Genomic DNA, 24156 nt, shown 5'->3' on the forward strand with positions numbered 1-24156 from the left:
CGTTGCAGACCAAAGTGCGACAGCTCGCGCCCGAAGCCGCTCTTCTTCACGCCACCAAAGGCCACGCGGGCATCGGAGGCGCTGTAACCGTTGATAAACACCCCGCCGCATTCCAGTTCATCGGCAAAACGCTGGGCAAGTTTTTCATCTGCCGTATAAACCGTGGCGGACAACCCAAAATCGCTGTCATTCGCCAGTGCCAGGGCATGGTCAGCATCACGGGCCACGGTAATGGCAGCAACCGGGCCAAACATTTCCTGACGGAAGGCGGTCATATTCGGGGTGACATTCCCCAGCACGGTGGCAGCGTAGTAGTTGCCTTTGCCGGAAATTTTCTCGCCGCCCAGCAGTAACGTTGCGCCCTCTTCGAGCGTGGCGGTGACCTGGTCGTGCAGTTCATCACGCAGATCGTAACGCGCCATTGGGCCGAGGTAGTTTTGCTCCTCTTCCGGGTTGCCCATTTTCAGTTTGGCCGCCGCCGCCACAAACTTCTCGGTAAAGGCGTCTGCGATGCCCGCTTCCACGATAAAGCGTTTTGCCGCCGCACAAACTTGCCCGGTGTTCTGGTAACGCCCGATGACTGCCGCTTTCACCGCTTCATCCAGGTCGGCATCGTTCAGCACGATGAAAGGATCTGAGCCGCCAAGCTCCAGCACGCATTTTTTCAGCGCCGCGCCTGCCTGTGCGCCGATGGCTTTACCCGCACGCATGCTGCCTGTCAGCGTCACCGCCGCAATGCGTGAATCGTTGATCATCTGTGAAACGCCGTCATTGGTGGCATTGACCCAACCGAATACGCCTGCGGGTACACCCGCCTCGGTGAAAATCTTGCCGATAAGCTGTGCGCTGCCCATAACGTTTGGCGCATGTTTCAGCAGGTAGCTGTTTCCGGCCAACAGAATAGGCACTGCACCACGCATGACCTGCCACAGTGGGAAGTTCCATGGCATTACGGCCATGATTGGTCCCAACGGACGGTACTCGATAACCGCTTTGTCGTTTTCAACCTGAGTGGCTTCAGTGGAAAGCATCGCCGGGCCATGTTCTGCATACCAGTCGCAAAGATTGGCCGATTTGGTCACTTCACCGCGAGCCTGCGCGATAGGCTTGCCGATTTCACGGCTGATCAGCAGCGCCATTTCTTCCGCATGCTGGCGTAATACATTGCCGACTTTGCGCAGCGCATCGGCGCGCTCAGCCACAGAGCGTTTCTTCCACTGACGAAAACCTTCGTCAGCCAGCGCCACAGCCTGATTGACTTCTTCTGTCGTAGCCCATGGCAGCACAGACAGGGTTTCACCCGTAGCCGGGTTCAGGGAAATAGCGTGAGTTGCAGGTGATGTCATGATTTTTTCTCTCTCTTCACGAAGGCTATTGCCGGATATTGCCGCACTCTGCTATTTATGGAAAATGAATAATATTAACCACACCATTCACGATACGAGAACAGCATGGACTTAACTCAGCTTGAGATGTTCAACGCCGTCGCCCAGACGGGCAGCATTACCCAGGCCGCGCAGAAAGTGCACCGCGTACCGTCAAACCTGACGACGCGCATCCGCCAACTGGAAGCCGACTTAGGCGTGGAACTCTTTATTCGCGAGAATCAGCGCCTGCGTTTGTCGCCTGCCGGGCACAGCTTCCTGCGTTACAGTCAGCAAATCCTGGCACTGGTGGATGAAGCCCGAATGGTCGTCGCCGGTGACGAACCGCAAGGCCTGTTTTCGCTAGGGTCACTGGAAAGTACCGCGGCGGTGCGTATTCCGCCGACGCTGGCGTTGTATAACCAGCGTTATCCAAAGATTCAGTTCGATCTGGCGACCGGGCCGTCAGGCACCATGATTGATGGTGTCCTGGAAGGGATGTTAAGCGCGGCGTTTGTGGATGGCCCGGTGATGCACCCGGGGCTGGAAGGCGTTCCTGTCTATCAGGAAGAAATGATGATCGTGACACCAAAAGGCCACCCGAAAGTCGCCCGGGCCAGCGATGTCAACGGCACCAGTATCTATGCGTTTCGTGCGAACTGTTCCTATCGCCGCCATTTCGAAAGCTGGTTCCATGCTGACAGAGCCACACCGGGGCGTATTCACGAAATGGAGTCTTATCACGGCATGCTGGCCTGCGTGATTGCCGGTGCGGGGCTGGCGATGATCCCACGCAGCATGCTGGAAAGTATGCCCGGACATCATCAGGTCGACGCGTGGCCACTGGCCGAAAAATGGCGCTGGCTGACCACCTGGCTGGTCTGGCGTCGTGGCGCGATGACTCGTCAACTGGAAGCGTTTATTACCCTGCTGGATGAAAGCCCGCAACTCCCGGAACAGCCTTGACATAAAGAAGGCCATTCCGTGGCCTTCACTTAACTATCGCAGCAGAATATTGCCCTGCATCCAGGTCGTGGCTTTTCCGCTCATCAGCACACGGTTGCCCTGAAGTTCACAGCGCATATCGCCGCCTCGTGATGATACCTGGCGAGCAAGCATTCGGGTTTTCCCCAACTTTTCGCTCCAGTATGGGATCAGCATGGTGTGCGCCGACCCGGTAACCGGATCTTCCCAGACGGCTTCACCGGGCGAGAAAAAGCGGCTGACAAAATCATAGTCACCCGTTCCTTTCGCGGTGATGGTGACTTTGTGCTCGCCCGGGATCATCGCATCAATATTCGGCTGCACCGCTTCCACCTGTTCGCGGCTTTCCAGTTCAATCAGCCAGGCGCGGCCTTTACGGGCATGCCGAAAACTTGTGATGCCTAACGCGCTCATCATCTCTGGTGGCGGTGTTTGTTCTTCCGTTTGCCCGACCGGGAAATCAAGCGTCAGCCAGTCACCTTCACGACTCACGGTCAAACGACCAGAGGCGGTATCAAAGTGAATGCGAGCGTCCGGGTAATCCAGATGAGTGAAAATCACATGAGCCGTCGCCAGCGTCGCGTGCCCACACAAATTGACTTCGTTACGCGTGGTAAACCATCTCAGCTCAAAGCCGCCTTTCGCCGGGATAAAGAACGCGGTTTCGGACTGATTATGCTGCTGCGCCATTTGCAGAAGTTGTGCATCCGGCAGCCACTGTTCTAGCGCACAAACCGCCGCCGGATTTCCGGCAAAATTGGCATCACTGAAAGCATCGACCAGCCAGACAGGAAGCGTCTTCATGACAGTTCTCCTTCGCGCAGATAAACGCTACCGATGATGTAGGTGGTAGCCTGACCTGACATCAACACGCGATCGCCCTGCCATTCACAACGTAAATCCCCGCCGCGTGCAGAAATTTGCCTTGCCTGCATCTTCGTTTTGCCGAGTTTTTCGCCCCAGTAAGGGATCAGCATGCTGTGTGCAGAACCGGTTACCGGGTCTTCCGCTACGGATTCGCCCGGGCAGAAAAAGCGGCTGACAAAGTCATGATTTTCGCCTGGCGCCGTGACACAAATCATTTTGCCCAGCGGCAACATAGCGTGGATATCCGGGGTCAGCGCCTCCAGTTGCTGTTGAGTTTTCAGCACCACAAGATAATCACGCGCGACGCGAATCTCTTCATAAGTGTCTAATCCCAATGCTTCCAGCAACAGCGCTGGCGGCTCTACTGTTTCCGTCGCCCAGGCTGGGAAATTCAGCGTTAACCAGTCGCCGCTGCGGCTCACGATCAGTTCGCCGACAAAACGAGTCGAAAAGTGGATCTCGGTCTCCGGGTAATCGAGGTATTCGAATATCACGTGCGCACTGGCAAGCGTGGCGTGTCCGCAGAGATTAATTTCACCCTGCGTCGTGAACCAGCGCAGCTCAAAGCCACTGTCTGTGCGCACGAAGTAGGCGGTTTCTGACTGGTTATGCTCCTGCGCCATTTTCAGTAGCGTCTCATCCGGCAGCCACTCGAATAACGGGCAAACCGCGGCTGCATTTCCGCCAAAGGTACGGTCACTGAAGGCATCAACCATGTAAAACGGGATTTCCTGCATAGCCTTTATCCTTTTGTTTTTATAACGACTTAGCAACATTAATACCTCGTTTCCCAATAAATTACGAGCCAGCTTCCCGTTCCTGCCTCTGCTTTTTCACTCGTAGCCAATAAGCGATGCCCTGGCCTCACCGTGTCATAAGGCTATTTTATGAGACCTTCATCACAAAACGGTTGTGTTTTGAGCAACGTTGGTTTTAAGATCGCCTCCTCTTCTCATACGACTCACCAACCCAGAACATTTTTATGACAACGAACACGGTTTCACGCAAGGTCGCGTGGCTGCGGGTGGTCACACTTGCCATTGCTGCTTTCATCTTCAACACCACGGAATTCGTGCCGGTGGGGTTGTTGTCGGATATCGCCCACAGTTTTTCGATGGAAACCGCGCAAGTCGGGATCATGTTGACGATTTACGCCTGGGTGGTCGCGCTGATGTCGCTGCCCTTTATGCTGCTCACCAGCCAAATGGAACGGCGCAAGCTGCTGGTTGGCCTGTTCGTCCTGTTTATCGCCAGCCATGTGCTTTCGTTCCTTGCATGGAATTTCACCGTGCTGGTGATTAGCCGTATTGGTATCGCCTTCGCCCATGCGGTGTTCTGGTCGATTACAGCGTCGCTGGCGATTCGCCTTGCGCCTGCCGGTAAGCGTGCCCAGGCATTAAGTTTGATTGCGACAGGAACCGCGCTGGCAATGGTGCTGGGCTTACCGATTGGTCGCGTCGTCGGCCAGTATTTCGGCTGGCGTACCACCTTCTTTATTATCGGTCTCGGTGCGTTAATCACGCTGGTGGCGCTGATCAAGCTGCTGCCGAAGATACCCAGTGAACATTCGGGTTCCCTGAAAAGTTTGCCGGTGCTGTTCCGTCGCCCGGCGTTGATGTGCATTTACTTGCTCACCGTGGTGGTGGTCACCGCGCATTACACTGCTTACAGCTACATCGAACCGTTCGTGATGAACGTGGCAGGGTTCGATGCCAACTTCGCAACACTGCTGCTTTTATTATTAGGTGGCGCGGGGATCATAGGATCGGTTCTGTTTGGCAAGCTCGGCAATCGTCATGCTTCCTCACTGGTGAGCAGTGCTATTGCGCTGTTGACAGTTTGCCTGGCCGCGCTGTTGCTGGCGGCAGAAAGCGAAATCAATCTCGTCATTCTGAGCATCGTCTGGGGCATTGCGATCATGATTATCGGCCTGGGCATGCAGGTAAAAGTACTCGCCCTTGCGCCAGATGCCACTGACGTCGCCATGGCTTTATTCTCCGGCATCTTCAATATCGGGATCGGCGCGGGCGCGCTGGTAGGCAATCAGGTGAGTTTGCATTTCGATATGGCGGACATTGGCTATGTTGGCGCTGTGCCGGCAGTAGCCGCGTTAATCTGGTCGGTGGTTATTTTCCGCCGTTGGCCTGTTGCGTTGGAGGAGCAGGCACAGCATTAAATAGGCAGGATGAACGCCCGGTGGCGGCAACGCCTCACCGGGCCTACACATTATGCGTGGTACGTCGTAATAATCTCCAGCACGCCGTTGATAATAAACTGTACGCCCATACACACCAGCAGGAACCCCATCAGGCGGGAAATTGCTTCGATACCGCCCTTTCCAACCAGGCGCATAATCGCACCGGAACTGCGCAGACATCCCCACAAAATCACCGCGACGGCGAAGAAAATCAGCGGTGGCGCGACCCACACAACCCAATCGGGAAAGTCCACGCCGTGTTTCACGGTAGACGCCGAACTGATGATCATCGCAATTGTCCCCGGCCCTGCGGTACTCGGCATGGCTAGTGGCACAAAGGCGATATTCGCTGTGGGCTCATTTTCCAGCTCTTCCGACTTATGTTTAGCTTCCGGCGACTCATGCGCTTTCTGCTGCGGGAACAGCATGCGGAAACCGATGAAGGCCACAATCAAGCCACCCGCAATACGTAGCCCGGGAATCGAAATACCAAAGGTATTCATTACCACCTGACCCGCGTAATACGCCACCATCATGATGGCGAAGACATACACCGAGGCCATCAGCGACTGGCGGTTACGCTCGGCGCTGTTCATGTTGCCCGCAAGGCCAAGGAACAACGCCACGGTGGTTAACGGGTTTGCCAGCGGCAAAATCACCACCAGCCCAAGGCCAATGGCTTTAAACAAATCGAGCATGAGGTAACACTCCTGTGAAAACGATCACTGCCGGCAGAGTATAAGAGCATTCTCGTCAGGATTACCACGGCAAAGTGTTAGCGCATTTTTTCGTCCGTAAAGCTATAACGAGCCGTTATCAATAAACGCAGATAGCGTTAAAAAGTGTGACGCGACTCACTTTAGCAATTCGTGGCATAAGCTTATTCATTCAGTTGACTTATGGTTGCCTGGGCAATAATATCGCCAGCAACTAAACTACTTGCCAGGGCAACCTTTGTGAAAAGCACCAGTGATCTGTTTAACGAAATCATCCCACTCGGTCGCTTGATCCATATGGTCAACCAGAAAAAAGATCGTCTGTTGAACGATTATCTGTCGCCTATGGATATCACTGCCTCGCAGTTCAAAACGCTGTGTTCAATTCGTTGTGAAGTGTGCATCACCCCGGTTGAGCTGAAAAAAGCGTTATCGGTCGACCTGGGTGCACTCACCCGCATGCTCGACCGCCTGGTCTGTAAAGGCTGGATTGAACGCCTGCCAAACCCGAATGACAAACGCGGCGTGCTGGTGCAATTGACACCGGACGGCGCAGCAATATGTGAGCAATGCCACCAGTTGGTGGGACAGAACCTGCATCAGGAATTGACAAAAAACTTAACGGCGGATGAGGTCGCAGCCCTTGAGCTTCTGCTCAAGAAAATCCTGCCGTAACAGATCAAAGGGGTAAGACGATGTCCAGACGTAATACTGACGCTATTACTATTCATAGCATTTTGGACTGGATCGAGAGCAATCTGGAATCGCCACTGTCGCTGGAAAAAGTGTCAGAGCGTTCGGGTTACTCCAAATGGCACCTGCAACGGATGTTTAAGAAAGAGACCGGGCATTCATTGGGTCAATACATCCGCAGCCGTAAGCTCACTGAAATCGCCCAGAAGCTGAAAGAGAGTAACGAGCCAATTTTGTATCTGGCCGAACGTTATGGTTTCGAGTCACAGCAAACCCTGACGCGGACTTTTAAGAACTATTTCGACGTGCCGCCGCATAAATATCGCATTACCAATATGCCCGGTGAATCACGTTATCTGATGCCGCTTAATCACTGTAATTGTTAATCGCCTGCTAAAGACGTATCGAGGAAAAAATGAAACTGTTCGCCTCCGCCGCCCTCACCTTGTTGGTGCTGGTCTCCGGCCAGAGTTTTGCGGAGCAATCCACTCACCCGGCCAGTCGTGGTGCTCATGACACCATGATAATGCCGTCAGCTCAGGATAAGTCGCCGTTCGACTTTAACCATATGGGCTCTGGCAGTGATAAGTCCGACGAACTGGGCGTACCTTACTATAACGGACACTCCCAGTAACTTTTTTGCCCCGCAGAAGCGGGGCTTTTTTATGCCTGCAATTTACCCCTGCACCGCTTTTACCCGCCGAAAGCGCAATCCGAAGACGTTGATATACAGCCCCGCCATAATCAGCACCGCCCCCATCAGTTGCAGCGTGGACAACGTTTCGCCGAGCAGCAAAGCCGCACTGGCAATGCCCACTACAGGAACAAGCAGCGAAAGCGGCGCCACACGCCACGTTTCATAACGCCCAAGCAGCGAGCCCCAAATGCCGTACCCGACAATCGTGGCCACGAACGCCAGATACACCAGCGACAAAATGGTCGTGAGGTCGATGTTCACCAGGCTTTGCACCATCAGCGTCGGGCCATCGAGCAGATAAGAGGCCAGCATAAACGGCAGGATCGGGATCAGCGCACTCCACACCACTAACGACATCACCGCAGGACGCGCCGGGTGCTGCATGATTTTCTTGTTGAAGATATTCCCACAGGCCCAACTGAAGGCGGCCGCCAGCGTCAACATAAAGCCGAGCATCGCCACCTGTTGCCCGTTAAGACTGGCTTCAATCAGCACCAGCACACCAAATACCGCAAGCGTTATCCCGGCGAGTTGCTTGCCCTGAAGCCGTTCGCCGAATACAAATGCGCCAAGAATGATGGTGAAGAAGGCCTGTGCTTGCAGGACCAGCGACGCCAGCCCGGCAGGCATGCCAAATTTAATGGCGCAGAACAGAAAGGCAAACTGGCCAAAGCTGATAGTCAGACCATAACCCAACAGCAGCGAGAGCGGAATTTTGGGGCGAGCAACGAAGAAAATGGCCGGAAAGGCGACGAGCGCGAAGCGTAAACCCGCCAACATCAGCGGAGGCATGTTGTGCAGACCCAGCTTGATGACCACAAAGTTCAATCCCCAGACCACCACCACTAACAGCGCCAACAACCCGTCTTTCCGCGTCATACCCCTGCCTCTGAATGTTTAAATTTTTGTAAACAGAATCAAGGTAACGAAAAAAACGCACAAGGAACAGATCATTAATTCTGGCAGGCAGTCGGGGCACGGATGGATAAATTGGGATCTATACAATCCCCTTATGCCGTGATAATTCTTTTGTCACACAACACACTATAATAATTCCCCTCAGCCGTCCGGCCTGTGCTGGCTACTTATGGCTGACGGGCGATGTCGGTGAAAAAATGAAAGCCTCCGTTAAACGTTCGACCTCAGCGTTGTTGGCGTCGTCGTTGCTGTTAACTATCGGGCGCGGTGCAACGCTGCCTTTTATGACCATTTATCTGACACGTCAGTACGGCATGAGCGTGGAAGCCATCGGCTATGCGCTCACCATCGCCCTGACTATCGGGGTGGTTTTTAGTCTGGGTTTTGGCATTCTGGCTGATAAATTTGATAAGAAACTCTACATGATTGTGGCGATCCTCGCGTTTATTGCCGGGTTTGCAGCCATTCCTGTGGTGAATAATGTCACGCTGGTGGTCTTTTTCTTCTCTCTAATTAACTGCGCCTATTCGGTCTTTTCTACGGTACTGAAAGCCTGGTTTGCCGATGTGTTAACGCCCGGCGAAAAAGCGCGCATTTTTTCCCTGAATTACAGCTTCCTCAATATCGGCTGGACCATTGGGCCACCGATTGGCACCTGGCTTGTGATGTACAGCCTGCAACTGCCCTTTTGGTTGGCAGCCGTTTGCGCGGCGTTCCCGTTGGTGTTTATTCAGTTTTTCGTCCAGCGCGTCAGTATCTCTGCTGAAGAGAAAGCCGCGACGGTCTGGCAGCCTTCCGTACTGTTAAAAGACCGGGCACTGTTCTGGTTCACGCTCTCCGGATTGCTGGCCTCTTACGTTGGCGGTTCCTTTGCGACCTGCATTTCACAATACGTTCTGAGCATGGGCGACGATGCCGATTTTGCGCAGAAAGTGGTTTCCGTGGTGCTACCGGTGAACGCCGTGGTGGTGGTCAGTTTGCAATACTTCGTCGGGCGCAAAATTACCACTCGCAACATTCGTCCGCTGATGGTCGTGGGCACCGTTTGCTTCTTGCTTGGCCTGGGCGGATTTATCTTCTCCGGGGAGAATCTGGTCTATTGGGGCATTGCCGCAGCGGTGTTTACGATTGGTGAAATCATCTATGCGCCGGGCGAATATATGCTTATCGACAACATCGCCCCGCCGGGAATGAAAGCGAGCTACTTTTCTGCTCAGGCACTCGGCTGGCTCGGTGCAGCGGCAAACCCGATGATAACCGGGCTTATCCTGACGAATCTCCCGGGGTGGACGTTGTTTGCCATCATGATGCTGGCGATCGTGCTGGCGTGGCTGATGATCCTGCGTGGAATGAGCGTTAAAGCCTGGGATGGCGCGCTGAAAACCGCCTAAGCCTTACGGCTAGCGGTAATCCACGCAGCAACCTTCTCCGCACTCTCACCGCTGGCCGGGTTGAACACCATCATGTTCAAATCCGGCCGCCCTTCTACCGCAAAGGTTGAAAACTCGAGGGTGATCGCCCCGATCTGCGGATGATATAACCGCTTCACACCTTCGCCATGCCCGGCAACGTCGTTGCTGCGCCAGAACGCGGCAAACTCCGGGCTTTGCTCTGAAAGTTCAGCCACCAGCCTGTCGATTTCTTGTGAAGCGCCACTACGCGCCGCATCAGCGCGAAAAGCGCTCACGATAAGCTTTGCTACACCAGCCCAATCTTCCTGCATCTGCCGGGCTTCCGGGTCGGTAAACAACAGACGCAGAATATTGCGGCGTTCTGGTGGCAATTGCCCATAATCCTTAATGACCACTGCAGCAGGATAGTTCCAGGCAATCACGTCCCAGGTCGCGGTTTTAATAATCGCTGGAATGGAAAAGCTGTCGAGTACCCGCTGCAACCTTGGCGTGATGGGATCGGAACCGGTAAAGCGCGTTTCAGGCGGATGGCCAAAAGCCAGGATAAACAAATGATCGCGTTCCGGCGATGTCAGCCGTAACCCGACCGCAATGCGGTTCAGCACTTCCCGCGAAGGTGCGCCACCTCGCCCTTGTTCAAGCCAGGTGTACCAGGTCGGGCTGATATTCGCCAGCTGCGCAACTTCTTCCCGACGCAGGCCTGCCGTGCGTCTCCGCCCTTGCGGAAAGCCAAAAGAGACAGGATCGAGATGTAAGCGGCGCGCACGTAAAAAGTCGCCCAGCCGGTTTTCGGAAAGCAGTGTCATAAATAGCCTGTTAGTGTTTATACCCTGATAATGTCACTACTTTAATAGTAATAGAACGCAGCATAAGCTGTCCCTGAAATTTACTGTGGAGGTGAGTCATGCATGTTTTCGTCACCGGTGCGTCAGGGTTTATTGGTTCACGCGTCGTCAAAAACTTACTCAGGCAAGGTCATCAGGTGACCGGGCTTGTCCGTTCAGAGCAGGCGGCTGCCGTGCTTACCGCCAGGGGTGCAAAAGCCCAACGAGGTACGCTTGAAAATCCGCAGGAGTGGGTTTCCGCGATTGGGCAATGTGACGCAGTGATCCACACCGCTTTCGATCATGACTTTAGCCACTTCGTCGCTAATTGTGAAAAAGACCGTCAGGTGATCCGTGCTATCGGCGCAATACTGGCGGGCAGCGACAAACCGTTGATTATCACCTCGGGCACTGGAATGGGTGATGACGACAGCGGTCAGCCCGCTCGCGAAGAAAACTTTAATCCTGCGCATCCAAATCCTCGTGTCGCTTCAGAGCTTGCAGGCAATGCTCTGCTGGAATCGGGGATTGATGTACGAGTGGTTCGTCTGCCGCAAGTTCACGATACTCAACGTCAGGGGCTCATCAGCTATTACATTCCCCTGGCAAAGGAAAAAGGTGTGGCGGCGTACATTAACGAAGGGCAAAACTGTTGGTCTGCCGCGCATGTGGATGATGTGGCTGAGCTGTATGTCAAAGTGCTGGAGAAGGGTGCGCGCGGCAAGCGTTACCATGCGGTAGCGGAAGAAGCGATCCCGTCACGCCAGATTGCAGAAGTGGTGGCTACGGGACTCGGCATCCCTGCCCGTTCCCTTCAACCGAATCAGGCCGAAGCGCATTTTGGCTGGTTTGCGATTTTCGCAAACATCGATTTGCGAGCCAGTGGCGAATGGACGCGAAACCAGCTTAACTGGCAGCCAACAGGCCCTGGACTGATCGAAGATTTGAGCAGGATGGATTACACCCACGTTGCCCATTAACGCTAAACGGCCTGAAGATCAGGCCGGAGAGTGTTGAACATGCGGCGCGGCGCGTTGCTTGCACCGGCCTACAACGCGCTGAGGCCCTGTAGGCCGGGCAATCAAGCGTCCAAAAACCGCATCTTAATGATGCAGCATTTCATCGACGACCTGATGGCTATGAAGCTGTTCGGGGTAATAGGTCGGCCAGTTATCCATCTCTTCCAGCAATGCGGCCTGTGACGTGTTGCCGGTGAAAATATGGAAGTGCTGAGAGTGACGCGGGCCGATGAGGTGGTCGCTGAACTGCACATATTTCGGCGCCTGGCTGGCGCTGTCCTCGCAGGCAAAGAGATAACGCACGCCCTTCTTCCCTGAAGCGTAATGCAGGATCTTAAACCCTTCATAACGGTAATCACAGGAAACCGACTTATCGCCTGTGAAGAACGCCATATTATTGTTTTCTATTTCAATTTTACCCACGGTGGTTTGGTAACCGGTGCGGTAATAAGCTTTGATCTGTTCGAAAGACTTGCTGCCCTCTTTCTCCGCCTTTTTCTGGAATACTGGGTCAAGGCTGCCGTTCTCCAGCAAAGGGTAAACCGACTGCCAGATCCCTTCCCAATCAGACAACGCACGGTCTTTGACGTTGCTGTCATCAAACACGCCCTTCGCGGCTTGTTGTTCAGCTTCGGTCATCGCGTGTCCATGCGAATGGGCGAAAGCTCCGCTGCTCGCCAGCAGCCCCAAAAAAGTCATTGTCAGAGATAAACGTGAAACGGCCATACAGATCCCTCAGGTCGATGTGAAAAAAATGCAATGTTATAATATAACATTTCAACCATCAACCTGAGTGAGGCATTAAATCGTTACCAGCCCTTTGACCCCTTCCGCCGCCATGTTTTCACCCCGCCCTTGCTGAACAATCGCTCCGCGCGACATCACCAGATACTGATCGGCAAGCTCTGCGGCAAAATCATAGAACTGTTCAACCAGCAAAATGGCCATATCGCCCCGGCGAGCAAGCTGGCGGATAACCTCGCCAATCTCTTTAATCACCGAAGGCTGAATGCCTTCTGTCGGCTCATCGAGGATCAGCAACTGTGGGCGACTTGCCAGCGCGCGGCCAATCGCCAGTTGCTGCTGCTGACCGCCGGACAAATCACCGCCTCGCCGCTGTTTCATGGCTCTCAACACGGGAAAGAGCTGGTAGATTTCCTCCGGGACTTTTGTGGCCTCTCGGGCAGAAAATCGTGACATCCCAAGCAGAAGATTTTCTTCAACGGTCAGGCGAGGAAAAATCTCACGCCCTTGCGGGACATACGCTATCCCGGCCTGAACACGCTGATGGGGTTTTCTGTGCGTGATGGGCTGGTCACGCCAGTTAACGCTGCCGCTGCGGGCGGGAATTAAGCCCATCAGGCATTTCAGCAGCGTGGTTTTGCCCACGCCGTTGCGCCCAAGCAGACAGGTGATTTCGCCGGGCTCGGCAGTGAAGCTGACCCCGCGCAGAATATGGCTGCCGCCGTAATATTGATGCAGTTCCTGAACCTGTAACATCGTGACTCCTTAGCGCCCAAGGTAAACGTCAATCACTTGCTCATTCGCCTGCACTTCTTTCAGCGAACCTTCGGCCAGAACCTGGCCCTGATGCAGCACCGTCACCTTGTCGGCGATGGTTTCGACAAACCCCATATCGTGCTCAACCACCATCAGCGAATGCTTGCCGGATAGTGTGCGAAACAGTTCAGCGGTGTATTCAGTTTCAGCATCCGTCATGCCTGCGGCGGGTTCATCGAGCAGCAACAAATGCGGCTCCTGGACCAGTAACATGCCGATTTCCAGAAACTGCTTTTGTCCGTGTGAAAGCAATCCGGCGCGACGAGCGCGGTCGCCTTCCAGGCGCAACAATTGCAGAGTTTCATCAAGCCTGTCCTGTTGCTCGCCGCTGAGTGTTGCCCACAGACTGGCCCAGACAGAGCGATCGCCTTTCATCGCTAGTTCGAGGTTTTCCGCGACCGTTAGCGCTTCAAACACCGTCGGTTTCTGGAATTTACGCCCAATGCCCTGACGCGCGATTGCCCCCGGATCGAGCGCAGTCAAATCAACGGACTGATCGTAAATCGCCCTGCCGCTCTGGGGCCGAGTCTTGCCAGTAATCACATCCATCAGCGTGGTTTTACCCGCGCCGTTAGGGCCAATCACGCAGCGAAGTTCGCCAACGCCAATCTCTAACGTGAGGTTGGTTAGCGCCTGAAAACCATCAAAATTAACGTTGATGCTCTCCAGTTGCAGGACCGGATCGGTCTGGTCACGATAGCGGTCACCGGGCAACTGGCGGGTAAAGAGTCCTTCATCGGGTTGCATCATTTGTCTCCTTTACGCAGCAGGCCAATCACTCCGCGCGGCAAAAACAACGTTACGACGATAAAAATCAGCCCCAGAAACAGCTGCCAGTATTCCGGCATGGCGACGGTGAAGAAGCTTTTCGCGCCGTTCACCAGCCCTGCGCCGAGAATGGGCCCGATTAGCGTGCCTCTTCCGCCAAGCGCTACCCAGATGGCGGCTTCGATGGAATTTGTCGGCGACATTTCGCCCGGGTTGATGATCCCCACTTGCGGCACGTACAGCGCGCCCGCCAGACCGCAGAGCACGGCTGAAAGCGTCCACACCAGCAGCTTGAAGCCGCGCGGATCGTAACCGCAAAACATCAGGCGGTTTTCCGCATCGCGAACAGCGGTCAGAATGCGGCCAAATTTACTGCGAGCCAGGGCAAACCCTATCGCCAGCGTTGCCAGAAGCAGCAGCACGGTTGCCAGAAAGAGTGCCGCACGGGTGCCCGTCGCCGTAATAGGGAAACCAAGAAGGGTCGTAAAGCCGGTAAAACCGTTATTGCCGCCGAATCCCGTTTCATTACGGAAGAACAGCAGCATGCCGGCGTAGGTCAGCGCCTGCGTCATGATAGAGAAATAGACGCCTTTGATTTTCGAGCGGAAAGCAAACCAGCCAAAAATCAGCGCCAGCACGCCGGGGACCAGCATCACCAGCAATAACGCCCAGGCAAAATGCTGAGTGCCCCACCAGTACCACGGCAGCTCGCTCCAGGACAAAAAGGACATGAACGCAGGCAGGCCGTCGCCCGCAGCCTGACGCATCAAATACATCCCCATCGCGTAGCCGCCAAGAGCAAAGAACAAGCCGTGCCCGAGAGACAGTAAACCGGCGTAACCCCACACCAAATCCAGCGCGACCGCCACAACGGCATAGCAAAGAACTTTGCCGACAAGCGTTAATGTCCACGTCGAGACGGCAAAGGGATGCGTCGCGGGCAGCAATGCCAATAAGGGCATAATCAGCAGCGCAATGGCAGCCGCGACACCGACCCAGCGAAGTGGGCGCGGCGTTTTACGCGCAAGCGTTAACGTTAATGGCTGGCTCATCAGTCAATGACCCTCCCTTTCAATGCGAACAGGCCTTGTGGGCGTTTCTGGATAAACAGGATGATCAGCACCAGAATCAAAATCTTGCCGAGTACTGCCCCCATTTGTGGTTCGAGTATTTTGTTGAAAATCCCCAGACCAAACGCCGCCACCACGCTTCCGGCGAGCTGACCCACACCGCCAAGCACCACCACCAGGAACGAATCGATGATGTAACCCTGACCCAGTTCCGGCCCGACATTACCCAACTGCGACAGCGCCACGCCGCCCAGTCCGGCAATGCCTGAACCCAGTCCAAACGCGAGCATATCAACTCTGCCTGTCGGCACGCCGCAGCAGGCGGCCATGGCGCGGTTTTGCGTCACCGCTCGCACGCGCAAACCAAGCCGCGTTTTGTTAAGCGTGAGCCAGGTGAAGAACAACACCAGTGAGACAAAACCAATCACCACGATGCGGTTCCACGGCAGAACCAGATTTGGCAGAAGTTGAATCCCGCCAGAAAGCCACGCCGGATTGGCAACCTCGACGTTCTGCGCACCAAACAACATGCGAACCAGTTGGATAAGCATCAGGCTGATCCCCCAGGTGGCGAGTAAGGTTTCCAGAGGACGACCATAGAGATGGCGTATAACAGTGCGTTCCAGCAGCATGCCGATCCCACCCGTCACCAGAAACGCGACCGGAAGGGCCAGCAGCGGATAAAAAGCCAGCCATTGCGGCGCAAACTGGGCCAGCGCCTGTTGCACCAGCCAGGTACTGTAAGCGCCAAGCATCAGCATTTCGCCGTGGGCCATGTTAATCACGCCCAGCAGCCCGTAGGTTATTGCCAGCCCTAGCGCGGCCAGCAGTAGAATGGATCCGAGGGAAATGCCCATAAACGCCTGGCCGAGAATATCACCCCAGAATAAACGCTGCTGAATATGCTTCAGACTGTCAGCCGCTGCCGCTCTCACACCCGCATCAGATTCTTTGCTCGCATCGGTAAAGGGCAGCAAACGAGCCTGTGTTTCAGGGTCGCTTGAGTGACCGAGCATCACCATCGCCTGTTTACGCACGGCTGCGTTGGGGCTGGTCAGCTGTAAATTAGCGAGGGCAATTTCCAGTTGCTGTTTAACCCCGGCATCACGCTCAATGTTCAGCCGTTGTTCCAGCATTGGCATCAGATCGGGCGAGGCATCGCGCTGCAGCGTTCTTGCTGCGCTCAACCTCTGAGTGACACTGTCACTTACTAACTGGTGTGTGGCGAGCGCCCCGGACACCAGATTGCGCAGCCGGTTGGTCAGACGCACAGGTTTTAAGTCACCCTCTGGTTTTGCTGCTGCCCCTAACGCGACGGTATTTCCACCCGCTACGCTAAAAGCATGTCGAGCGGAATCGCTACGTAAACTTTCAGCGGATAACGCCTGTAGCAGCGGTATACGCTGCGGCTGAGGATCGGCGGCCCATTGCTCTAACAGCGTTGCCTGCTGAGTACGATTCGCCGCCACAAACGCATCTGCATCGTTCGCCGCGTGGGCGAATAGTGGCCATAGCCAGACGAGCAGTAGCAGCCGTCGGATCAGTGTCATGGTCGCCTCCTTTGGCAGTGTTTTATTCGAGTGAAGCGGTTGCAGAATGCCCGACACGCGCCCTCTCCCCGACCCTCTCCCCAGGGAGAGGGAGAAAGACAATCCAGCTCGCTCTCGCAGCGAACGCCCATCCAGTCCCCTTTCCCTTAGGGAGAGGGAGAAAGACAATCCAGCTCGCTCTCGAAGCGAACGCCCATCCAGTCCCCTCTCTCTGAGGGAGAGGGAGAAAGACAATCCAGCTCGCTCTCGCGGCGAACGCCCATCCAGTCCCCTCTCTCTGAGGGAGAGGGAGAAAGACAATCCAGCTCGCTCTCGCCGCGAACGCCCATCCAGTCCCCTCTCCCTGAGGGAGAGGGTTAGGGAGAGGGGGAAAGGTCACCGTCAGTTGCTGGCCATTTTCATTGGCTGATCCGATTTCTTATCGTTGCCCGGAATGTACGGGCTCCACGGCTCAGCCCGCACGGGTTTGTCGGTCTGCCACACCACGTTAAACTGACCATTACTCTCGATTTCACCAATCATCACCGGCTTGTGCAGATGGTGATTGGTGGCGTCCATCGTCAACGTGAAGCCTGACGGCGCTTTGAAGGTCTGCCCGGCCATCGCCGCCCGGACTTTATCCACATCCGTCGTGCCTGCTTTTTCCACTGCCTGCGCCCACATATGCAGACCCACATAGGTTGCCTCCATCGGATCGTTAGTCACGACCGTATCGGCGTTCGGCAACTTGTGGGCTTTGGCGTATGCGCGGTAATCCGCTACGAAGGTCTGGTTGGTCGGGTTATCCACGGATTCGAAGTAGTTCCAGGCGGCCAGGTTACCCACCAGCGGTTTGGTGTCGATTCCGCGCAGTTCTTCTTCACCGACCGAGAACGCCACGACCGGCACATCCGTCGCTTTCACCCCCTGGTTTGCCAGCTCTTTGTAGAACGGCACGTTGGAGTCACCGTTGATGGTCGACACCACCGCGGTTTTGCCGCCTGCAGAGAATTTCTTGATATTGGCGACGATAGTCTGGTAATCGCTGTAACCAAACGGCGTGTAAACCTCTTCGATATCCTTGTCCTGCACGCCTTTAGAATGCAGATAAGCACGAAGGATTTTGTTGGTGGTACGCGGATAAACGTAATCGGTTCCGAGCAAGAAGAAGCGTTTAGCGCTACCCCCGTCTTCGCTCATCAGGTACTCGACGGCAGGAATAGCCTGCTGGTTCGGCGCGGCACCGGTGTAAAACACATTTGGCGACATCTCTTCGCCTTCGTACTGCACCGGGTAAAACAGCAAGCCATTAAGCTCTTCGAAAACAGGCAACACGGATTTGCGAGAAACAGAAGTCCAGCAGCCAAACACCACCGCCACTTTATCCTGAGTCAACAACTGACGGGCTTTCTCCGCGAACAGCGGCCAGTTGGAAGCCGGGTCAACCACCACGGGTTCCAGCTTTTTCCCCAGTACCCCGCCTTTGGCATTGATTTCATCAATCGTCATCAGCGCCACATCTTTTAGCGGCGTTTCGGAAATCGCCATCGTGCCGGACAACGAGTGCATGATCCCCACTTTGATGGTCTCGGCGGCATAAACGCTGACGCTAAACCCCAGGGCAATCGTGGAAGCAGAAAGAGCAAAAGCTTTAAGCAAAGTTCGACGGCGCATGATTCACTCCTGAAAAGAGACAGCAACATGGATGTTATTAACCGGGTGTAGTCATCAGGAGTAAGGCAAAAACAATGCCAGGTTGTAAATGTGCAGGAAATAACGGAGATAACAGGAGTGAGAGAACTTTTGTTGCAGAGTGCAACGCCAGATTCAGGGGCAACGTTGCTTTAAAACGGTGCAAATATCGACGTGAGTGGACCCGCTGACAAAATAAAAAGGCAGCGCCGGAAAGATCCGTTACTGCCCTATTTCAATCAACCTTATTCTTCTACGACAACGCGCCCGTTTATCGGCTGAACCGGACGGTTATTGTCGTGAATAATGGTTTTAAATTTATGGATCTGTTGCGCAGACACCTGCGGCTGTGTTTCAAACACCAGCCACGACACGCCTTCAGAGCACGGTGGCGTGGTCAGTGACCCGCTAAAGCGATAATGATTGAGCGGGGATGGAATCAAGTCTTTCACCTGAACCGGGGTTGTTAACGTCGACTGATTACCTTCTTTAAGGGGCAAATGTTCCCACAGTCCCGCTAACGCTTTATTCTCATCACCTTGCTCAAACATCACGGCCAGCACAGCCAAATCGCCAGTCGTCGATTTATAAACCATGTGCATTTCCAATGGGAAATGCTTTCCGTTGATTTCGTTCTCACTCGGCGAGTGGAAATGGAATTGATTCAGGGTGTAAAGCTCATCATCCAGCTTCAGGGTATTCCCTTCGCTGACATTGACCTGAATGGTGTGGCCATTATTGATGACGGTTTGCGGGCCGGCTTTAAAGGCCAGATCCAAATGACTCAACGTGGTTTTTGAGGCTTTTTTGATATCAATAGGTGACTGATTTTTGCCTGTCGCGCAGAGCTGGAAATCCTGAGTGATACTGCCCCAATGATCCGGGCCGTTTTCATTCTGGTAGCCCCAATGGGTAGTATTGACCTGTGCAGCGCAGGCAGAAGCATAAATTAAGAAAGGAACTGCGGCATATTTAACGTGACGAATCATACATCCTCCATGAAATAAAAAGTGGAGGGGTTATAACTCTTTTTATAAAAGCATCAACCGAAAATATGCCGAAATGTCTTTTTTAATATCCTGATTTTTGTTCTCCTCAAAGGCAGGGTTGCCCTTGAGGAAACGAATTACCAGACGTCAGCGGCAATCTCCGTCACCAGACGGACTTTTTGCCATTGCTGAGCTTCATTCAGGCTGTTGCCCTCTTCCGTGGAAGCAAAGCCACACTGCGGGCTGAGACAAATTTGATCCAGCGCCACATATTGCGCCGCTTCCGCCAGGCGGGCTTTCACACCCTCTGGGTTTTCTAACTCGCCGTTTTTGGTGGTGATCAGGCCAAGGACAACTTGCTGATGCCCAGGGCGAACAAAACGCAGCGGCTGGAAATCACCGGAACGGTCATTGTCATATTCCAGGAAGAAAGCATCCACATTCACGCTGCCAAACAGCACTTCGGCAACCGGTTCATAGCCGCCGGAGGAGATCCACGTTGAACGGAAGTTCCCGCGGCAAACATGCAGGCCAATGGTCAAATCGGCCGGTTTTCCTTCCAGCGCTTTGTTCAATACGCGGGCATAGGTTTTTGCCAGTTCATCCGGGTCGTCACCGCGTTCGCGAACCTGTTGACGCTGTTCGTCGGAACATAAATAAGCCCAGACGGTGTCATCAAGCTGCAAATAGCGGCAGCCGGCATCATAAAAGGCACGAATGGCGTCGCGCCAGGTGGTCGCCAGATCGTCAAAATACTGTGCCAAATCAGGGTAAACCGTCGCATCAATGTCTTTACGTCCGCCACGGAAATGCAAAACGCTCGGGCTTGGAATGGTCATTTTTGGCTCAGCGTTGCCGCTAATGCTTTTCAGATAGCGGAAATCGGCCAGCATCGGGTGATCGCCAAAACCGAGTTTCCCGGTGACGCGCACGCCGTGAGCTTTCGTTTGCACGCCGTTAAACTGGATCCCTTTATCAGAGTCATAGCGCTCTACGCCCTGCAAGCCATCAAAGAAATCGAAATGCCACCAGGCGCGACGGAACTCGCCGTCAGTCACCACGTGCAGACCGCAGTCACACTGTTGCTGAACCACATGCAGAATGGCTTCGTCCTCAACGGCGCGCAGCGTCTGTGCGTCAATGGCTCCCTCAGCAAACTGCTGACGGGCGTGTTTGATGCTGTCTGGACGTAAAAAACTGCCAACGATATCGGCACGATACGGGGTCTGGTGGCTCGGCATACTCTCTCCTCAACGCCAGAACAACTGATTGCCTGGCGTGATAATTAACAAAACCAATTTTTGGACATCTGGACGTCCAGATGCATTTACAGTGTCATGCCGGAGAGAGGCAGGCAAACGAGATAAATTCATCACTGATGAAAAAGATTCATGTTGTGGCAAACGCGAAGCCTTCATCTTGCCAGCCAGTGATGCCGCCAATCATGATTTTGACCGGCCTGCCTGACTGAGCCAATTTGAGCGCTGCGCGATCGGCCCCATTACAGTGCGGGCCTGCACAGTACACCACAAACAGCGTTTCAGGCGGCCACTCCGCCATTCGCTCAGCAGTGATGAAGCGATGCGGAAGATGAATCGCGCCGGGGATATGACGACGATTGAAGACTTCAGAGCTGCCTACGACGTGAAGAAGCACGAAGTCAGTTTCGCCTGATGCCATTGAACTGTAGACGTCGGCGCAGTCGGTTTCGACACTCAGTCGACGTTGAAAATGGGCAATGGCTTCTTCGGGGCTGGCAGCAGGAATAGCGGTCACGGTGCTCATAATGATTCCCTTGTTTAGGTGAATAACGGTTGCGTTCCCGTTTATTTCACCCGGAATCGGGGATGTTTGCAGCTCGTGGCTCTGACAGAAATCACCAGGATCATGACAAAAACAGGTTTCCGTCAGCTGACGGAAACCTGTTTTGTGCTTAGTTGGCAGGCATTTTGGCGATATACGCTTTTACAACCTGATAAACGTAATCCTGGCACGCCAGGCCCGTCTGCGGATCGTATTTACCGTCATTGGTGATGTTGTTGGACAGCACACGAATGCCGACGAAAGGAATGTTAAACGTCGCCGCAATCTGGGCTGCCGAGGCCGTCTCCATCTCCTCAGCAGACGTTTGGTAGCTGGTGTGGAAGTGGCTGATGCGGTCCAGTTCGCTGTCCCAGATATCTGCTGACCCAATCACGCCTTCTACCACTTTACCTTTGGTATAAGTGCCCTTCACGCTCTCGGCAACCGCAAGCAGCTGCGCGTCTGCCGGGAATTTACGAATGGTGTGCGGGTTTTTATCTTCACCCGCGCTGCCTTTGGAAGCCAACAGATCCATCGGTTTCCACTGGGTAGAATCGCTGCCTTCGCCCTTCAGCTTGTGAGGCGTTTTAAACGCGCCGAGGTTGACGGAATATTTGCCCAGCACGATGTCATACACCTTCAGTGCCTGATCGTGCCCACCCGCAGTTCCCTGATTGATGATGGCCACAGGATGAAACTGCGTGGCAGCAATGGCGGTTGCAGCAGCGGAGTTCGACATCCCTTTCAGTGTTTCAGACACGATCACCGGGTAGCCATCCACTGTGCCACGCCAGAAACGCCAGCCGCCGATTTGCTCTTCTTTCGGGTTATCGAGGCGCTGTGCAAAGTGCTCAGCTTCAATCGGCATGGCGCCCTGAATGACGATAGGCCCTTTTTCAGCTTGTTGAGCGAAGCTCAGCGCGGGTAAGGCCAGACAGCACGCAGACAGCGTCTGCAAAAACATTTTACGGTTCATTGTTCACCAATCCTTCAGTACGCAAACGATTACTTTAACCAAAATTTGCGCCTGTCGGAACGTTTTTCCTCGTCGAATGAACGCGTTGACGATAAAACCAGCAATCACTGAAAAAATTCTTAGTCTTGCCGCCAGCGCACCTGTCGTGTTACCTCTTAGGCATTGTTATTTGTATTGCGTAAATTGCCATGACTGAGCTCGCCACTGAAAAACCCCCTCTTGTTGTCGTCCTCGCCTATGACGGGCTTTGCACGTTTGAATTTGGCGTTGCGGTGGAGATTTTTGGCCTGCCACGCCCGGAATTTGAGGGTAACTGGTATCGTTTTGCCGTGGCGGCGGTGGATGAAGGCGAACTGCGCGCCACCGGTGGCATTCGCATTATCAGCGATGGCGGCGCTGAACTGCTGGAGCAAGCCGATACGATTGTGGTGCCGGGCTGGCGTGGCGTGCAAACCCCGGTGCCAGAACAACTCTGCGATGCTTTACGTGCTGCCCACCTGCGCGGTTGCCGGCTGATGTCGATTTGCTCGGGTGTATTTGTCCTGGCGGCGACGGGTTTGCTTGATGGCCGACAAGCCACAACGCACTGGCGCTATACCGATGAGCTGGCCCAGCGCTTCCCGGCCATCAAGGTGGTGGAAGACGTGTTGTATGTGGGTGACGATCAACTGTTAACGTCGGCAGGCAGTGCGGCGGGTATCGACCTGTGTCTGGATGTGGTGCGTCAGGATTTTGGCCTTGAGCGAGCCAATACTGTTGCCCGGCGATTGGTCATTCAGCCCCACCGTGATGGCAGCCAGACGCAGCATGTCGTTCGCCCTGTCGCACGCAGCCGTGAAAGCCAGCGTCTTGGGCAGCTTTTTGACTGGCTGCATCTGCATCTTGACCAGCCACACACGCTGGACTCTCTCGCGCAGCGAGTGGGCATGAGCCCACGCACGTTATTAAGACGCTTTCAGGAATCCACTGGCATCACCCCTGCCCGCTGGTTGCTGAATGAAAGACTGAAGCGTGCGCAACAGGCGCTCAGCAGTTCACGTCTGAATATCGACCACATCGCGCAACAAACCGGGTTTGGCAGTGCAAATGCTCTGCGCCATCATTTCAGGCAACAAACCGGCATGAGCCCACTGGCCTGGCGCAAAAAATTTACCGAACCGGTAATTTAATTAACACAATTAACGATTCGTTTAGATTCCAGACGATAGACTCTCTTCATCGCGGCTAAATAAGGTAAGTGAGGCTTTTATCGTACGTCTGAATCTTTAACGGAGGTTAATCATGCTGGGAAATATGCATGTCTTTATCGCAGTCTTAGGAACCATTATATTTTCAGGTTTTCTTGCTGCGTATTTCAGCCACAAATGGGATGACTAATGAAGAGTGACAATCCCCACCCTTAACAGCCCCTTGCAGCATAGTGCTCAAGGGGCTTTTTACTGTCTGCGGTCTGGCAAAAAGACAAAAAAAACCGCCAACTGTGTGGCGGTAAATGCTTGCATGGATAGATTTGTGTTTTGGTTAGTCAGCCTCTCTGGCGTGTCCTTGCCTGAGCGGCTTGCTTCAGACAAAGTATCATGGCTTGTTTCAATGAAGACTAAACAACTGATGATTAACGCACAATAACGCCCATCAATTTGCCTGACGGCTGCATATCAAATTCCGCAATAAAGCCCGCTTTTTTCCAGCGTGTTTGTTCTTCATTCATCGGCTGCCAGCCTGTCGCGTGCATATAGTCGACCGCCTGCCCCTGATATTTCCCGGCAATATTGGAATCAATCTCACGGGCCACTTCACGAGCGGCTTGTGGCTCAGCAGGGCCACTACGACGGTCGGCCTCAGATTGTGCGTGTTGATTCTGCTTTCTGGAATGTGCTGGATTGCATGTTCCGTTAGCCTCACTAACTTGTGTGCAGCCCGATTTTTCCAGCTGTGCACGGTAGGCTTCACTGATAGCAGAGGCAGACTGAGAAAACATTCCGCCGGCCAACGCCATCGTTGCTATTATCATTAACTTCTTATTCATTGTATAACCCCGTCATTTATTAAAAGAACGAGTCTGTCAATCCATTATTCCT

Annotated in this window: 25 protein-coding genes and 1 pseudogene; 9 read left to right on the top strand and 17 right to left on the bottom strand. The window is 54.1% G+C overall.

Features of this window, described 5'->3' with window-relative positions; all coding sequences use genetic code 11:
* A partial coding sequence (gene sad, locus ACI2I2_RS01495; protein WP_404656276.1) for a succinate-semialdehyde dehydrogenase occupies positions 1 to 1346 on the bottom strand: 1346 nt, incomplete at its 3' end.
* A 105-nt stretch (positions 1347 to 1451) separates the two neighbouring features.
* Here sad and ACI2I2_RS01500 point away from each other — a divergent pair.
* Positions 1452 to 2330, top strand: coding sequence for a LysR substrate-binding domain-containing protein (locus ACI2I2_RS01500; protein WP_404656277.1), 879 nt, complete (start codon positions 1452 to 1454; stop codon positions 2328 to 2330).
* A gap of 33 nt (positions 2331 to 2363) precedes the next feature.
* Here ACI2I2_RS01500 and ACI2I2_RS01505 read toward each other — a convergent pair whose 3' ends face one another.
* Both ACI2I2_RS01505 and ACI2I2_RS01510 read right to left on the bottom strand, forming a co-directional pair.
* On the bottom strand, positions 2364 to 3152 hold the full coding sequence (locus tag ACI2I2_RS01505; RefSeq protein WP_404656278.1) for a PhzF family phenazine biosynthesis protein: 789 nt from the start codon (positions 3150 to 3152) through the stop codon (positions 2364 to 2366).
* On the bottom strand, positions 3149 to 3952 hold the full coding sequence (locus ACI2I2_RS01510; RefSeq protein WP_404656279.1) for a PhzF family phenazine biosynthesis protein: 804 nt from the start codon (positions 3950 to 3952) through the stop codon (positions 3149 to 3151). Before ACI2I2_RS01510 ends, ACI2I2_RS01505 begins: the two co-directional genes overlap by 4 nt.
* A gap of 215 nt (positions 3953 to 4167) precedes the next feature.
* Between ACI2I2_RS01510 and ACI2I2_RS01515 the strand changes: the two are divergent.
* Positions 4168 to 5391 (top strand): annotated as a pseudogene (locus ACI2I2_RS01515) (sugar transporter); the annotation flags it as partial.
* Positions 5392 to 5441: 50 nt separating this feature from the next.
* Here the strand turns inward: ACI2I2_RS01515 and ACI2I2_RS01520 are convergent.
* A complete protein-coding gene (locus ACI2I2_RS01520) occupies positions 5442 to 6110 on the bottom strand; it encodes a MarC family NAAT transporter (RefSeq protein ID WP_404656280.1) in 669 nt (222 codons plus the stop codon).
* Between the two features lie 258 nt (positions 6111 to 6368).
* On the opposite strand from ACI2I2_RS01520, the gene marR reads away from it, so the two are divergent.
* The 3 genes from marR to marB are packed head-to-tail and all read left to right on the top strand — an operon-like array spanning position 6369 to position 7455.
* A complete protein-coding gene (gene marR, locus ACI2I2_RS01525) occupies positions 6369 to 6803 on the top strand; it encodes a multiple antibiotic resistance transcriptional regulator MarR (protein ID WP_404656281.1) in 435 nt (144 codons plus the stop codon).
* A 20-nt stretch (positions 6804 to 6823) separates the two neighbouring features.
* A complete protein-coding gene (gene marA, locus ACI2I2_RS01530) occupies positions 6824 to 7207 on the top strand; it encodes an MDR efflux pump AcrAB transcriptional activator MarA (protein WP_159756530.1) in 384 nt (127 codons plus the stop codon).
* 29 nt (positions 7208 to 7236) lie between these two features.
* Positions 7237 to 7455 (top strand): multiple antibiotic resistance protein MarB, encoded by a 219-nt coding sequence (marB, locus tag ACI2I2_RS01535; protein ID WP_404656282.1) that lies wholly within the window; start codon positions 7237 to 7239, stop codon positions 7453 to 7455.
* A 42-nt stretch (positions 7456 to 7497) separates the two neighbouring features.
* Here marB and eamA read toward each other — a convergent pair whose 3' ends face one another.
* Entirely contained in the window at positions 7498 to 8397 is a 900-nt protein-coding gene (gene eamA, locus ACI2I2_RS01540; RefSeq protein ID WP_404656283.1) for an O-acetylserine/cysteine exporter, read from the bottom strand.
* Positions 8398 to 8633: 236 nt separating this feature from the next.
* On the opposite strand from eamA, the gene ydeE reads away from it, so the two are divergent.
* A complete protein-coding gene (gene ydeE / locus ACI2I2_RS01545) occupies positions 8634 to 9827 on the top strand; it encodes an efflux MFS transporter YdeE (RefSeq protein WP_404656284.1) in 1194 nt (397 codons plus the stop codon).
* On the opposite strand, the gene ACI2I2_RS01550 is transcribed toward ydeE, so the two are convergent.
* Positions 9824 to 10654: a helix-turn-helix transcriptional regulator gene (locus ACI2I2_RS01550; RefSeq protein ID WP_404656285.1), complete on the bottom strand. Its 831-nt coding sequence runs from the start codon at positions 10652 to 10654 to the stop codon at positions 9824 to 9826. The genes ydeE and ACI2I2_RS01550 overlap by 4 nt on opposite strands.
* Before the next feature lie 98 nt (positions 10655 to 10752).
* On the opposite strand from ACI2I2_RS01550, the gene ACI2I2_RS01555 reads away from it, so the two are divergent.
* Positions 10753 to 11652, top strand: coding sequence for an SDR family oxidoreductase (locus tag ACI2I2_RS01555; protein WP_404656286.1), 900 nt, complete (start codon positions 10753 to 10755; stop codon positions 11650 to 11652).
* Positions 11653 to 11775: 123 nt separating this feature from the next.
* Here ACI2I2_RS01555 and zinT read toward each other — a convergent pair whose 3' ends face one another.
* The 10 genes from zinT to ACI2I2_RS01605 form a co-directional block, all read right to left on the bottom strand.
* The gene (zinT, locus tag ACI2I2_RS01560; RefSeq protein WP_404656287.1) at positions 11776 to 12417 is read right to left on the bottom strand and encodes a metal-binding protein ZinT; all 642 of its coding nucleotides are present in this window, start codon (positions 12415 to 12417) and stop codon (positions 11776 to 11778) included.
* Between the two features lie 75 nt (positions 12418 to 12492).
* A complete protein-coding gene (gene urtE / locus ACI2I2_RS01565) occupies positions 12493 to 13191 on the bottom strand; it encodes an urea ABC transporter ATP-binding subunit UrtE (protein WP_404656288.1) in 699 nt (232 codons plus the stop codon).
* A 9-nt stretch (positions 13192 to 13200) separates the two neighbouring features.
* Entirely contained in the window at positions 13201 to 13998 is a 798-nt protein-coding gene (urtD, locus tag ACI2I2_RS01570) for an urea ABC transporter ATP-binding protein UrtD (protein ID WP_404656476.1), read from the bottom strand.
* Complete coding sequence (gene urtC, locus ACI2I2_RS01575) at positions 13998 to 15071, bottom strand: urea ABC transporter permease subunit UrtC (RefSeq protein ID WP_404656289.1); 1074 nt, start codon at positions 15069 to 15071, stop codon at positions 13998 to 14000. The genes urtD and urtC overlap by 1 nt, the downstream gene beginning before the upstream one ends.
* Positions 15071 to 16639, bottom strand: a complete 1569-nt coding sequence (urtB, locus tag ACI2I2_RS01580; RefSeq protein ID WP_404656290.1) for an urea ABC transporter permease subunit UrtB — start codon at positions 16637 to 16639, stop codon at positions 15071 to 15073. The genes urtC and urtB overlap by 1 nt, the downstream gene beginning before the upstream one ends.
* 381 nt (positions 16640 to 17020) lie before the next feature.
* On the bottom strand, positions 17021 to 18292 hold the full coding sequence (gene urtA / locus ACI2I2_RS01585; RefSeq protein ID WP_330985283.1) for an urea ABC transporter substrate-binding protein: 1272 nt from the start codon (positions 18290 to 18292) through the stop codon (positions 17021 to 17023).
* Between the two features lie 263 nt (positions 18293 to 18555).
* On the bottom strand, positions 18556 to 19299 hold the full coding sequence (locus ACI2I2_RS01590; RefSeq protein WP_404656291.1) for a carbonic anhydrase: 744 nt from the start codon (positions 19297 to 19299) through the stop codon (positions 18556 to 18558).
* Between the two features lie 137 nt (positions 19300 to 19436).
* On the bottom strand, positions 19437 to 20540 hold the full coding sequence (locus ACI2I2_RS01595; protein WP_404656292.1) for a cobalamin-independent methionine synthase II family protein: 1104 nt from the start codon (positions 20538 to 20540) through the stop codon (positions 19437 to 19439).
* Between the two features lie 148 nt (positions 20541 to 20688).
* Entirely contained in the window at positions 20689 to 21084 is a 396-nt protein-coding gene (locus tag ACI2I2_RS01600; RefSeq protein ID WP_404656293.1) for a rhodanese-like domain-containing protein, read from the bottom strand.
* A gap of 148 nt (positions 21085 to 21232) precedes the next feature.
* Positions 21233 to 22078: a 5'-methylthioadenosine/S-adenosylhomocysteine nucleosidase gene (locus ACI2I2_RS01605; RefSeq protein ID WP_404656294.1), complete on the bottom strand. Its 846-nt coding sequence runs from the start codon at positions 22076 to 22078 to the stop codon at positions 21233 to 21235.
* A 188-nt stretch (positions 22079 to 22266) separates the two neighbouring features.
* Between ACI2I2_RS01605 and ftrA the strand changes: the two genes are divergently transcribed.
* A complete protein-coding gene (gene ftrA / locus ACI2I2_RS01610; protein ID WP_404656295.1) occupies positions 22267 to 23247 on the top strand; it encodes a transcriptional regulator FtrA in 981 nt (326 codons plus the stop codon).
* Between the two features lie 112 nt (positions 23248 to 23359).
* Positions 23360 to 23455, top strand: coding sequence for a protein MgtS (mgtS, locus tag ACI2I2_RS01615; protein ID WP_404656296.1), 96 nt, complete (start codon positions 23360 to 23362; stop codon positions 23453 to 23455).
* A gap of 235 nt (positions 23456 to 23690) precedes the next feature.
* Here the strand turns inward: mgtS and ACI2I2_RS01620 are convergent, their stop codons facing one another.
* Entirely contained in the window at positions 23691 to 24104 is a 414-nt protein-coding gene (locus ACI2I2_RS01620) for a hypothetical protein (RefSeq protein WP_404656297.1), read from the bottom strand.
* Between the last annotated feature and the right edge of the window lie 52 nt (positions 24105 to 24156).

It is taken from the genome of Scandinavium sp. NPDC088450, from assembly GCF_044900545.1.
Classification (GTDB): Bacteria; Pseudomonadota; Gammaproteobacteria; order Enterobacterales; family Enterobacteriaceae; genus Scandinavium.

What these genes read in the sequence shown, in the direction of transcription:
- ACI2I2_RS01500 (WP_404656277.1), top strand. Translation starts at nt 1,452, where the DNA reads ATGGACTTAACTCAGCTTGAGATGTTCAACGCCGTCGCCCAGACGGGC.
- ACI2I2_RS01505 (WP_404656278.1), bottom strand. Translation starts at nt 3,152, where the DNA reads ATGAAGACGCTTCCTGTCTGGCTGGTCGATGCTTTCAGTGATGCCAAT.
- ACI2I2_RS01510 (WP_404656279.1), bottom strand. Translation starts at nt 3,952, where the DNA reads ATGCAGGAAATCCCGTTTTACATGGTTGATGCCTTCAGTGACCGTACC.
- ACI2I2_RS01520 (WP_404656280.1), bottom strand. Translation starts at nt 6,110, where the DNA reads ATGCTCGATTTGTTTAAAGCCATTGGCCTTGGGCTGGTGGTGATTTTG.
- marA (WP_159756530.1), top strand. Translation starts at nt 6,824, where the DNA reads ATGTCCAGACGTAATACTGACGCTATTACTATTCATAGCATTTTGGAC.
- marB (WP_404656282.1), top strand. Translation starts at nt 7,237, where the DNA reads ATGAAACTGTTCGCCTCCGCCGCCCTCACCTTGTTGGTGCTGGTCTCC.
- eamA (WP_404656283.1), bottom strand. Translation starts at nt 8,397, where the DNA reads ATGACGCGGAAAGACGGGTTGTTGGCGCTGTTAGTGGTGGTGGTCTGG.
- ydeE (WP_404656284.1), top strand. Translation starts at nt 8,634, where the DNA reads ATGAAAGCCTCCGTTAAACGTTCGACCTCAGCGTTGTTGGCGTCGTCG.
- ACI2I2_RS01550 (WP_404656285.1), bottom strand. Translation starts at nt 10,654, where the DNA reads ATGACACTGCTTTCCGAAAACCGGCTGGGCGACTTTTTACGTGCGCGC.
- ACI2I2_RS01555 (WP_404656286.1), top strand. Translation starts at nt 10,753, where the DNA reads ATGCATGTTTTCGTCACCGGTGCGTCAGGGTTTATTGGTTCACGCGTC.
- zinT (WP_404656287.1), bottom strand. Translation starts at nt 12,417, where the DNA reads ATGGCCGTTTCACGTTTATCTCTGACAATGACTTTTTTGGGGCTGCTG.
- urtE (WP_404656288.1), bottom strand. Translation starts at nt 13,191, where the DNA reads ATGTTACAGGTTCAGGAACTGCATCAATATTACGGCGGCAGCCATATT.
- urtD (WP_404656476.1), bottom strand. Translation starts at nt 13,998, where the DNA reads ATGCAACCCGATGAAGGACTCTTTACCCGCCAGTTGCCCGGTGACCGC.
- urtC (WP_404656289.1), bottom strand. Translation starts at nt 15,071, where the DNA reads ATGAGCCAGCCATTAACGTTAACGCTTGCGCGTAAAACGCCGCGCCCA.
- urtB (WP_404656290.1), bottom strand. Translation starts at nt 16,639, where the DNA reads ATGACACTGATCCGACGGCTGCTACTGCTCGTCTGGCTATGGCCACTA.
- urtA (WP_330985283.1), bottom strand. Translation starts at nt 18,292, where the DNA reads ATGCGCCGTCGAACTTTGCTTAAAGCTTTTGCTCTTTCTGCTTCCACG.
- ACI2I2_RS01590 (WP_404656291.1), bottom strand. Translation starts at nt 19,299, where the DNA reads ATGATTCGTCACGTTAAATATGCCGCAGTTCCTTTCTTAATTTATGCT.
- ACI2I2_RS01595 (WP_404656292.1), bottom strand. Translation starts at nt 20,540, where the DNA reads ATGCCGAGCCACCAGACCCCGTATCGTGCCGATATCGTTGGCAGTTTT.
- ACI2I2_RS01600 (WP_404656293.1), bottom strand. Translation starts at nt 21,084, where the DNA reads ATGAGCACCGTGACCGCTATTCCTGCTGCCAGCCCCGAAGAAGCCATT.
- ACI2I2_RS01605 (WP_404656294.1), bottom strand. Translation starts at nt 22,078, where the DNA reads ATGAACCGTAAAATGTTTTTGCAGACGCTGTCTGCGTGCTGTCTGGCC.
- ftrA (WP_404656295.1), top strand. Translation starts at nt 22,267, where the DNA reads ATGACTGAGCTCGCCACTGAAAAACCCCCTCTTGTTGTCGTCCTCGCC.
- mgtS (WP_404656296.1), top strand. Translation starts at nt 23,360, where the DNA reads ATGCTGGGAAATATGCATGTCTTTATCGCAGTCTTAGGAACCATTATA.
- ACI2I2_RS01620 (WP_404656297.1), bottom strand. Translation starts at nt 24,104, where the DNA reads ATGAATAAGAAGTTAATGATAATAGCAACGATGGCGTTGGCCGGCGGA.